The organism is Acaryochloris thomasi RCC1774 (assembly GCF_003231495.1).
In the GTDB taxonomy this organism is placed as follows: Bacteria; Cyanobacteriota; Cyanobacteriia; order Thermosynechococcales; family Thermosynechococcaceae; genus RCC1774.
In genome coordinates this window covers 19,264-30,294 of record NZ_PQWO01000028.1, presented here as the reverse complement: position 1 = coordinate 30,294, position 11,031 = coordinate 19,264, and the positions used below count along the sequence as shown (strand labels likewise).

The following is an 11,031-nucleotide window of genomic DNA, read 5'->3' as shown; positions in this document are numbered from 1 at the left end:
GCTGCCAGCTTCGTTTTGAAAATTTGAGAGTGACGGTTTGGTTTATCCCCAATCCTTTTCTAGAAAGATTTATCTATCGAGCTGGATTCATAACTCCCATGATTTTTTGACCAGAAGTAGATAGGTCAGGGGCATGAAATTCTTGAAGCGCCAGCGCACTGGAAAAATGACCTTGCTGCGCAACAACCGTCACTTCTTGCTCTAGATTCTGGGCAATGGCCATCGTCGTTACATCGTAGGTCTGCATCACTATTTTGGGATAGAGACCAATCCCAATAATCGGTAGCAATAGGCAGATGGTGATGAAGACTTCTCGAGGCTGGGCATCAATCCAGGCAGAAGATGCAATATCACCTGCTTTGCCGTAGAACACGCGGCGCAGCATGGATAGCAGATAAATAGGGGTCAAAATCAAGCCAACCGCCGCTAACAAGATCACCATCAATTTGAAGGAAGCGGTGTAGACCGTTGTGTTCGCTACACCCAGGAAGATCGTTAGCTCACCCACGAAGCCACTCATGCCGGGTAGCGCCAATGACGCCATGCCGCTAATCGTGAATAAAGCGAAGACTGTGGGCATTAGCTTTGCCATGCCACCCATTTTCTCAATCGTGAGGGTGTGGGTGCGATCGTAGATAATCCCAGCGAGGAAGAAGAGTGAGGCTGCAATCAGTCCGTGCGAGACCATCTGGAGGACTGCTCCATTGAGACCCAGGTTGCTCAAGGTGGCGATGCCGATCAGAACGAATCCCATGTGAGAGATAGACGAGCAGGCCAGACAACGTTTCAAGTTAGCTTGGCTGAAGGCGTTCAATGCCCCGTAGACAATGTTGACTACGCCTAGGACTGCCAATATAGGGGCTAAGTGAATGTGAGCGTGGGGCAGCATTTGGACGTTCATACGAATCAATCCATAGCCTCCCATCTTCAGGAGAACTCCAGCTAAAACCATTGAGACGGGAGCAGAGGCTTCACCGTGGGCATCAGGTAGCCATGTGTGGAATGGGAAGATTGGTAGCTTGACGCCGAAGGCAATCAGAAGACCAATGTAGCTAAGCATCTCAAAGGCCAGCGGATAATGCTTTTGAGCCAATGCTGCCATATCAAAGGTGGTGGTGTCGCCATAGAAAGCCATTGCTAGGCCAGCGACCAAAATAAAGATGGAGCCAACGGCTGTGTAAAGAATGAACTTAGTGGCGGCGTACTGACGCTGCGGTCCGCCCCAAATCGAAATCAGTAGATAGACCGGAATCAGCTCAATCTCCCACATCAGGAAAAACAGGAGCATATCTTGAGCGGCGAAGACTCCAATCTGAGCACTGAGCAGAACTAGCATCAAACAGTAGAACAGTTTTGTCTTTTTCGTGACGTTCCAGGCGGCGAAGATTGCTAATGCGTTGATGAAGCCCGTCAGCAGAATCAGCGGCATTGAAAGGCCGTCAACGGCTAGAGACCAATTGAGGCCAATTTGTGGGACCCACGGGTAGGTCTCTGTGAGCTGAAGGTCTGCAAGGCTAAAGGTGTAGTTTCCCCAGAAGGCGTAAACCATTAGGGCCAGTTCAATTAAGGCCGTAGAGAGGGCGTACCAGCGAGTCGTTTTCCCGTTTGGATCTGGAAGGATGGGAATTGCGATCGCACTCACTAAAGGAAAGGCGATTAAAACCGTAAGCCAAGGAATTTGAGTAAGCATAATCATCGACGCTAGGGCGGTCAGAGAATTGAGGCGGTTTATAGGTTTGAGCTAAGAGAGTATCTTGCTGAACAGACCAACGAAACCATCTTTGGGCTACCCCAGCTCAGGTTGCCTGAACGGTGGCTACGCTAATCAAAAACGCTTGCAATAAGAATTAATACCCAGTATACCCAATCTTTACAAAATGTTAAGCATCTTGAAGAGAAATTTTCCTCGTCGATCTGATTAGCGGTCTTTTGACCCTTGTAGCGTCTGTCCCACATAGCGTCTAGCGTAGGAGTGTGTCACGATAATTCTGTTAGCTGTTTTAGGTCTAGAATGCCTGTCAAAACTCTGGATTTGCTGGAATGGCCGCGTCTGTGCCAGCACCTATCGACTTTCGCTGCAACAAAGTTAGGGGTTGCCGCAGCACAGGCATTGGAGATTCCGGGGCAACTGTCTGAGAGTCAGACGCTTCTCAATCAGACCCGAGAGGTCTATGACTTAGAAAATCGGCTGTTGACGCCGCTGGTCTTTAATGGCATCTACGATATCCGAGCGGCTTTGGAGCGCTCCGAAAAGCAGGGCGTTCTCAGTGGTGAAGAATTGCTGCAGTTGGCGACCACCCTCGCTGGCACCCGGCAGCTGCGACGCCTGATTGATCGCCAGCCTGAGCTTCTTGCACTCAATCGCCTGGTGGCTGATCTGAGAACTTACCCGGAACTAGAACAGGAAATTCATCACTGTATTGATGATCGAGGAGATGTTGCTGACCGCGCTAGTGAGAAGTTGGTCGGAATCCGTGCCAAACAGCGTCAGACCCACGCTCAGATTCAGAAAGTTCTGCAGAGTTTGCTGCAGCGCAAGGCAGGGGCGCTTCAGGAACAGTTGGTTACACAACGGGGCGATCGCTTTGTTCTGCCTGTGAAGGCACCTCAGAAAGATGCCATCCCTGGTATTGTTCACGATACGTCCACCAGTGGGGTGACGCTCTATATCGAGCCACAGTCTACGGTCAACCTCAATAATCAACTGCGCCAACTTAAGCGAAGAGCAGAGGCTGAATCAGAGGCCATTCGGCGGCGTCTGACGGAAAAGGTCGCAGAGGTCCAGGCTGACCTTGAACATCTGGTCATGATTGTAACTACGTTAGACCTGGCCGCAGCGCGGGCGCGCTATGGCTATTGGCTGGGGGCTAACCAGCCTCGATTTGTTGATTCAGAAGAACCTTTAACGCTGCGGCAGCTTCGCCATCCTCTTTTGGTTTGGCAGCAGAATCATGAGCAAGGCGATCCTGTTGTGCCTATCAACGTGGTGGTCTCGCCCCAGATTAGGGTTGTCGCGATTACCGGCCCCAATACCGGCGGCAAAACCGTCACCTTGAAGACGCTAGGGCTGGCGTTCCTAATGGCAAAGGTGGGTTTGTTCGTCCCGGCTCAAGAACCGGTTGAGCTGCCGTGGTTCGATCAGGTGCTGGCCGATATTGGCGATGAGCAATCTCTGCAGCAGAGCCTATCTACTTTCTCAGGTCATATTCGGCGGATTCAATCCATCATTGAAAGTCTGACGGATCGCTCTCTAGTATTACTGGATGAGGTCGGGGCCGGGACTGATCCATTAGAAGGAAGTGCGTTGGCGATCGCACTTCTGCAGCACCTGGCTGATCACGCTCAGCTTACGGTTGCCACAACTCACTTTGGTGAACTCAAAGCGCTTAAATACCAAGACCCAAGATTTGAAAATGCCTCGGTTGAATTCAATGACCAAACCCTCTCGCCCACCTATCGCTTGCTGTGGGGTATTCCAGGGCGCTCGAACGCCCTGATCATTGCCAAACGTCTTGGATTTCGAGAGTCCATTCTTGATCAGGCCCAGCAGTCCATTGGTGGGGGTACCCAGGAAGTCAACGAAGTGATTGCTGGTCTTGAAGATCAGCGGCGACAGCAGGAAACCAAGGCGCAGGCAGCGGCACGCTTGCTCCAAAGTACGGAGCAACTCCATCAAAAGGTTTCTGACAAGGCTTCTGAACTCAAAGCGCGAGAGCGAGAACTGAGGCAGCAGCAGGAGCGAGCGATTCAGCATGAAATTAAGATTGCTCGCAAAGAGATTGCCAAGGTTATTCGGCAACTGCAGCAGGGACCGATGACGGCTCAGGCTGCGCAGGAGGCGACTCAGAAACTGGAGCAGGTAACGCAGCAGCGCCTCCCGTCTCAGAAGCCTGTTGCAAAGGCAAAGGTGCCGACTTTTAAGCCACAGATGGGCGACCGCGTGCGGATTCCCAGTATTGGACAAAAGGCGGAGGTGATTGGTCTAGCCCCAGATGCAGATGAGGTGACGGTACGCTTTGGTCTGATGAAAATGACGGTTAGTGTGACCGAGATTGAATCAATGACGGGTGAGAAGGTAGAGCCAAAGCCGAAGCCGGCCCCTGCACCTCCGGCTCCCAAACCGTTGACAGTACGGACGTCTGAAAATACGCTGGACCTTCGCGGATCACGGGTCGCTGATGCTGAGCGGGTTTTAGATGATGCGATCGCACAGGCCCACGGCTCTCTCTGGATTATTCACGGCCACGGCACCGGAAAGTTGCGTGCAGGTGTGCAGGCATACTTGAAGCAGCATCCCCGAGTCGAACGCTATGAGTTCGCTGAACAATCTGAGGGGGGCACAGGCGTAACCATTGCTCACTGTGCGGTGTAATGGTCTCTATGTTGACGGCGCGGTTCTTTTCCTCTTGCACTCAGACGGCTTTACTAGACGCGGCAAAACCCCCTGTATCCTCTGTTTGAGCATCGCTATTGGAACGCCTCGGCAAACAGTTTAAATCCGTCAATGTCTTTGCCTTTGTTGTGTGTCAGTAGTCTTTCGACACCGATTTCAGCATGGTGATCTTCAATTTCGTTTTGAAACTCTTGGCAGAATTCCTTCGCGGCTTTGCGGTGAACTTTGAAGATTGTCTCTAGAAGTCCAGGGCTAAAGGCTAAGGTGTCATCTGGATGCTGATCATTCCATGCTCGTATGGCATCGAAAATGATTTGTGCTCTCTGAGCTGCTTTTCCGGGTGCCCGCCTTCTCCGCTGTGTCGTTGTTGTAGGGCTTTCCTTTGTCTTGCGTTCTGTCGGCTGCTCTTCGACTTCTTTTTTGACTTCCTCGTTGCCCAACAATAGTTGACGAAAGCTGTTGAGTTTCGCTTGGGCGTCTGCAAGCTGTGCTGCGATTTCTTGCTTCTCTTGCTGTGCCTGATCCAGCTCGGTTTTTAGGGTGTCAATTTCCTGCGTGAGTTCCTGTACGGCTTCTGGCTGGAGCTGCCGCCGCAATGTTGTCATTTGCTGCTCGATCTGTTGTTTAAATGTCGTTAATTGCTCTGACCAATCTGAGCGCAATTCTTGTTTGACCTGCTCGATCTCCTGCAGCCAATCTTGCCGCAGTGTTGCCTGAAGTTCTTCCGTATTCATTTCTTCGTTATTCCTCTGCCGTGGCGCTGTTAGGGTTACTTCTCTGTCTTGAGGCTGCTGTTCTGGCGATAGATCTAGTGACGGATCCACCGTATCAAAGCCTGCTTCATCTACTTCTTCGGAGGCATTCTCGATCTCCAACAACGGCAGAGGGGGGATGTCTTGGAGCTTGACACCTTTTTGCTGCAAGAGCTGTCCTTGACGGTCAACTAGTATGTATCGAAAGTAGTGTCCTGTGGCAGATGATTCCAAAATATGTCCGAGATAATGCTGCAAGAAGGCATACTCGTGTTGTTCCGGTGGACAGAATAGGAAGGTTGCGATCGCCCCCCATAGACTTCTCAGGTTATGAATGGTCACATGCTCTTTACCATCGAGAGGAGGCATGACGCCAGGTTTCATCAATAGCTTGTCGCATTCACGGTTGACCTGAACGTCAAACTTGTTAATCGCTTTCTTCAACTCTTGACCCTGCATGGCTGCCAAAGGCTTCAGTTCCGGCATTTCTCGGAGGCGTTCGAGGTGCATGAGAATAATCTCAGCAGGAATGAGGGTGATGATGTCATAGCCGTCGCGCTCACTCTTTTGCTGACCTTCAAAGCGCAGTAAGTAGGGATGGGACGTTAATGAAAACGAACCGCGAGCGACCACTTCTCCAAAGCGGCGACCCGTGAACCCGACAATGGCGATAGTGCGATGCCGAGCCGCAAATTTCCCGGTCGCCAGCAGCAGCTCATTGAGAGTATCGAGATACTGCCAAGGATTCACCTTCTGTAAATTCAGGAGGCGCTTGCGATTGGTTTTTGCCTGTCGGTGGTCAAGGTGTTCGTACTGTTCCTGCGAATACTTGAAGAAGGTTAAGGCCCAGTGTTCGTCACGCTCTTGAGGAAGACCGGTCAGACGTTGGTGATGGAGGTATCGATGCTTTGAGGAAGGGAGTTTTTGGGTTGCGATCGCTTCAGCAATTGCTTTTCGGTAGCGAGGAATATAAGAACTAGCAAGCGTTGGTCGTGGATAGCCTTCTTCTAATAGTTCAATTTCGTTTTGGCAGGCAGCTTGAATTCTCTCGGGTTCATGTATAGTTTCGAGTGTATTGATGAATCCATGTATAAGTTCTTCGAGTTCACGCTTGTAGAGTCGAACGTGTTTGCCGAGCGAGATCCTTTGTCTGTAACGTTCAATGATAGTTTCTCTGGCGGCGATAGCGTCCATGGATATCACGTCTTGAGCCTTTAGGCTGTATATAATTCCATTTACTATACGTATCTCATTGAATGTTGTCTAGCTTTACTCTACCTCCCTTAAAAGCCTGTATCGTCCCCCGGATCCGGATCCGATAGATACGCGCTCGGTCCTCGAGGATTTTTTAGGTAGCCTTCCCTCTGAGCGTCCAGATTTATATCGTCGAGCCTCTCCATTGACGTATGTTGCAGAAGGTCTTCCTCCAACATTGCTGCTTTATGGGAGTCGGGATCAGCTAGTGGAATCTCGTTATGGCCGTCATCTTCACCGTCGTCTTAAGGGCCTTGGCAACGTATCGGTGTATATAGAGATACCATGGGCGGGCCATTCGTTTGACAGTGTGTTCAACGGAGCGAGCAACCAGCTAGCGCTATACACAGTAGAGCGTTTTATTGCGTGGTCCCTGTATAGATAGAGTATGGCGTATATTTATTGTGTATATATTGATTATACAATGTTCACCATATTGTTTTTATTTTCAAAGTGGAACCTTTGAGTGAGTTGGAACTGGAAGGGCCCCGCCACCGAACCCCATGCTCTCTGGTCCGTTTCCGGATCTCTCCCGCAGTCGAAGCTACGCATCCTTTTTTCATCAATTTCGAACGTACTATCGAGGTACGTCGTCATGCCCTTGCGTACGACCCGGCATGCCTTTCCCGGCTCCACCCTTCCTTTGAATCGGTCATCTTGCCACTGGACAACCATGTTGCAGCCCTCCATGACCTCTAGATCCTCAGGAGCGAGGGAGTCGAGTCGTTCCGGCTGCCGCGCCGCCCCTATAAACTTTTCTGCATCATTCAACCGATAGTTTCGGATGATAATGCAGTCATCTTGTGGCATCAGACTCAACACCCGCGTCCGATAGGGATGCTGGAGCTGATAATCATAGGCCTGCTCCAGATAGAAGCTAACGCCCGCATCAAGATCATCTAGCGCAAGGGGGTGCATACAAACCCGAATGTGGGCAAAGAACGGCGGATTTTCAAAAGCCTGCTCTTGATTACTAAAATCTCCCGCCATCCATCTTGCCAGCGTCGCTATATCCGTATTGTGAGTCATCGCCGCTTGCCTAGAGGAAAGAGTATTAGCCGTAGCGCCATCTTGAGACCCAACCTTACTCCGCCGTCGCCAGCGCCGTATTTTTGCGAGGCCGTCGCTGGGTCAACGTATTGAAGAGCATCTTACCAATGGCCGCGATCAGACTTCCTTCTAACTCATTAAACATGGCCATATTCATGCCAAAAGCCGCATTTGCCTCCTCCACAATGCGCTCTGCATCGGCTTGGTCAATGGGCAAATTATCTAACGCCTGCCGGTAAACCGACTTAAACTCTTTCTCATCCGAAATTTCATCGAATTCATAGAAAGCCGTGCCGGCGCCATCGGCCAACCGCATCGCTCGCTGCGCGATATTTTTAAGAATTTGTCCCCCCGATAAATCACCGAGGTAGCGCGTATAGGAATGGGCCACCAGCAGCTCTGGTGCCTGTTCCGACACCCTTTCTATTTGCTGAACATAGGCTTGAGCCGCAGGAGACGGCGCGATTTCCCCCTTCCAATTGGGACCATAGTAATAATTGAGATCACATTCGAGACTTTGTTTTCGATTCAGCTCAGGAAAGTAAATCATCGAAATAACATCGTGATTTCGATGACGCTTGAGTTCGACCTCCAGCGCTGAATAAACAAAATATAAATCTTCCACCAGCCGTCGATAGGACTTCTTCTCTACCGTGCCCTTTAAAAAGCACTTTACAAAGCCCACGTTTTCCGCCATCGTGTGCGCCTTTTTAGTGCCTTCACGTAATTGAGTTGCTAAGTCAGTGCTCATACTAAACTCTTGTTAAACGACTAATTTTTGCAAAGCTGGTGCAGTGGGTTTACGCAAATCAAAGCATTAACAGCGCATGATTTAAACCACCTATCTGACTCTCTAGAATAATCTAGTTCGTTTCATTTTTTCATTAACTTATTTTACGTAGCTCCACCGCCGTTTTGGCCTCTCAATGAGAGTGGTAAAGGCGATATCCTCTACATAAATCCTAATAAATGAAAGGGGCCTAACCCCATCCAAACCTCCACCAAAACTGCCACCAAGCCCAGCATTGCCAGCCGTCCATTCCAGACCTCCGCCGACGTCGTAATGCCCCAGGTCCAGCGTTCCTGCGGATAGAGCTTGACGCTTTTCTGCGGCCGCACAGTTTCCGAGAAAAAAGTAGGTGGCTCCTCCAGGGATTGCGTCACAATTTCCTCCAGCGCCTGAATGAACACAGGATCTGTATCCGGGGCCGGCACCCTGGCAAAGGTTTTAATCCCGGCCTCCAGCGCCACCTCGCGATATTCAATATCAATTTCTTCAAGGGTTTCAATGTGTTCAGAGACAAAACTAATGGGGACCACCACCAGCTCTTTGGTTCCTTGGTCGGCTAGTTCTTGAATCGCTTCATTGGTGTAGGGCTGCAGCCATTCGACGGGTCCCACGCGGCTTTGGTAGGCCAGCGTATAGGGATTAGACCTTTTCAACGCCTGCATGATCAGCTGCGCGCAGCCCTCAATTTCACGCTGGTAAGGGTCCCCCGCCTCCTCCACATAGCTAACCGGGACACCATGGGCGCTGAAGAAAACATGTACATTCTGTGGATCATCCACCTGGGCCATTGTCTTCTCAATCAACGCCGCCATGGCCCGGATATAGGTGGGGTTGTGGTACCAAGAGGGCACCACCGTATATTGAATGTCCTGCAGCTGCGGATCTTCTTGCCAGAGTCGTTCTAGCTCTCGAAAGCTGGAGCCGCTGGTGCTGATCGAGAACTGCGGATACAAAGGCAGAATCACTAATCGTTCGATGTTGTCACGCTTGATCTGTGAGATCGCTTCCTGGGTAAAGGGATGCCAGTATCGCATTCCCACATAGACCTTGATCGATTGTTCCTGCGTTTGCAGACGACGCTGCAGCGCTAGAGCCTGCGCTTCCGTAATCTGCCGCAGGGGTGAACCACCCCCAATCTTTTGATAGTTTTTCCGTGACTTTTGAAACCGCAGCGTTGAAATGAGCCAAGCCAGTGGAGCCTGCAGCCAAGGTGCAGGCAGCCGCAAAATTTCTGGGTCTGAAAACAAATTGTATAAAAAAGGCCGAACATCTTGAGGTCGTTCTGGCCCTCCCAAATTGAGCAGTAGAACGCCTACCCGCCCCATAGCAAGTCCTCTATTTTTATTTATCTGTACATGTCACTTCCAAAAGAATGCAAGCAGAACAGTCTGCTGAGCTGAATCGGTCGATTGGAAAGCGTCATTACCCGTAGGTGTATAGGCTTAACGGTACCAAGAAGACGGTCAGATTAAGTCCTTCTTTATGCTAGACGCAACAAAACTTCTTGAGAGGCCGGTTGCTTGCCCCCGCTTGCTCTCCAGCCCTGCAGCTCCCTCTTGAGGTCACACCCAGCGCTCTGAACGCTGGGTGTGACCTCAACTTCTAGAATGCATGCCGCAGAGATCAAATGCGCCGTTAATTCCCCATTTTGCACAAAAAATGCACAATTGGACTGCTTTAATGTGGGCAGTGCTGCAAGCCTTCTGAGACGTCTGCCTAGTCAGGGTGCCGCTCAGACACAAGACTTACAAAGTGACGGAGAGAAGCTGTCTTTGACGGTGCCGTTCCCATGAGCCGTTTGACGGTGCTCATTGGGGGCTAGCTTGGTGGCGCTGAACACCAATGCCTGTCGCCTTGTCATCTGTGATCGGCGTTTCAGCCTACTTTCTTTGATTAAAGGAGCGTTATTCGTGGCCATTACCACTACTGCGTCTCGTCTGGGGGCACGGGCCTTCAACGAAACAAAACCCGTTGAGCTGCGGCCCAACGCGACCCAAAAAGAGGCCGAAGTCGTCATTCGTGCTATCTATCGTCAGATTTTAGGCAACGACTATTTGATGCAGTCAGATCGTCAAGGCGATCTGGAATCGCTCCTGATTGGCGGTCAAATTAGCGTCCGAGACTTTGTTCGAGGGCTGGCTAAATCTGAGATTTACAAGACCAAATTTCTTTACCCTCATTTCCACACGCGGGTGATTGAACTGAACTGCAAGCATTTGTTGGGTCGGGCCCCCTACGACGAATCTGAAGTGATTGAGCACCTTGATCGCTATCAGAATGAGGGGTTTGACGCTGATATCGATTCCTATCTTGATTCGGCGGAGTATGACCGGAAGTTTGGCGACGCCATTGTTCCCTACTACTGCGACTTAGTGACCACCGGTGCCGGTCAGCAAACCGTTGGGTTTACCCGCTTTTTTCAGCTGTATCGCGGCTATGCCAATAGCGATCGCGCCCAGCTTTCAGGGACCAAGTCTTGTCTGGCCACTGGCCTAGCCACCAATAGTGCTGCTAGCATCATGCCGCCTTCAAGCGGTGACACGGCTGGCTGGTCTTATCAGCCCGCTGAGAAGGGCACAACCCCGGCTCGCACCTTTCAGCCTGCTGCTTCCAACTCCCGCATGTATCGCATTGAAGTGACTGGCTTCAGTCTGCAGCGCTATCCCAAAGTGCGGCGCAGCAACCAAGAATTCGTGGTGCCCTACGAGCAGCTTTACAGCACCCTGCAGCAAATTAAGAAAAGAGGCGGCAAAGTCGCCAGCGTTACCCTTGCCTGCAGCACAGGAGAATAG

Annotated in this window: 8 protein-coding genes; 3 read left to right on the top strand and 5 right to left on the bottom strand. The window is 50.9% G+C overall.

The window, feature by feature from the left end; all coding sequences use genetic code 11:
* Positions 1–73: 73 nt before the first annotated feature.
* Positions 74–1,690 carry an NAD(P)H-quinone oxidoreductase subunit 4 gene (locus C1752_RS24610; protein ID WP_110988720.1) on the bottom strand — a complete coding sequence of 539 codons (1,617 nt, stop codon included), beginning with the start codon at positions 1,688–1,690 and terminating at the stop codon, positions 74–76.
* A 321-nt stretch (positions 1,691–2,011) separates the two neighbouring features.
* Between C1752_RS24610 and C1752_RS24605 the strand changes: the two genes are divergently transcribed.
* On the top strand, positions 2,012–4,372 hold the full coding sequence (locus C1752_RS24605; RefSeq protein WP_110988699.1) for an endonuclease MutS2: 2,361 nt from the start codon (positions 2,012–2,014) through the stop codon (positions 4,370–4,372).
* Positions 4,373–4,467: 95 nt separating this feature from the next.
* On the opposite strand, the gene C1752_RS24600 is transcribed toward C1752_RS24605, so the two are convergent.
* Positions 4,468–6,339 (bottom strand): protelomerase family protein, encoded by a 1,872-nt coding sequence (locus tag C1752_RS24600; RefSeq protein WP_110988698.1) that lies wholly within the window; start codon positions 6,337–6,339, stop codon positions 4,468–4,470.
* Between the two features lie 97 nt (positions 6,340–6,436).
* On the opposite strand from C1752_RS24600, the gene C1752_RS30390 reads away from it, so the two are divergent.
* Positions 6,437–6,784, top strand: a complete 348-nt coding sequence (locus tag C1752_RS30390; protein WP_315865276.1) for an alpha/beta hydrolase — start codon at positions 6,437–6,439, stop codon at positions 6,782–6,784.
* A gap of 32 nt (positions 6,785–6,816) precedes the next feature.
* Here the strand turns inward: C1752_RS30390 and C1752_RS24595 are convergent, their stop codons facing one another.
* The 3 genes from C1752_RS24595 to hemH form a co-directional block, all read right to left on the bottom strand.
* Positions 6,817–7,428 (bottom strand): chromophore lyase CpcT/CpeT, encoded by a 612-nt coding sequence (locus C1752_RS24595; protein WP_110988697.1) that lies wholly within the window; start codon positions 7,426–7,428, stop codon positions 6,817–6,819.
* Between the two features lie 55 nt (positions 7,429–7,483).
* Complete coding sequence (locus C1752_RS24590; RefSeq protein WP_110988696.1) at positions 7,484–8,200, bottom strand: biliverdin-producing heme oxygenase; 717 nt, start codon at positions 8,198–8,200, stop codon at positions 7,484–7,486.
* A gap of 200 nt (positions 8,201–8,400) precedes the next feature.
* Positions 8,401–9,564 carry a ferrochelatase gene (gene hemH / locus C1752_RS24585; protein WP_110988695.1) on the bottom strand — a complete coding sequence of 388 codons (1,164 nt, stop codon included), beginning with the start codon at positions 9,562–9,564 and terminating at the stop codon, positions 8,401–8,403.
* 585 nt (positions 9,565–10,149) lie between these two features.
* On the opposite strand from hemH, the gene C1752_RS24580 reads away from it, so the two are divergent.
* The gene (locus C1752_RS24580; RefSeq protein ID WP_110988719.1) at positions 10,150–11,031 is read left to right on the top strand and encodes a phycobilisome linker polypeptide; all 882 of its coding nucleotides are present in this window, start codon (positions 10,150–10,152) and stop codon (positions 11,029–11,031) included.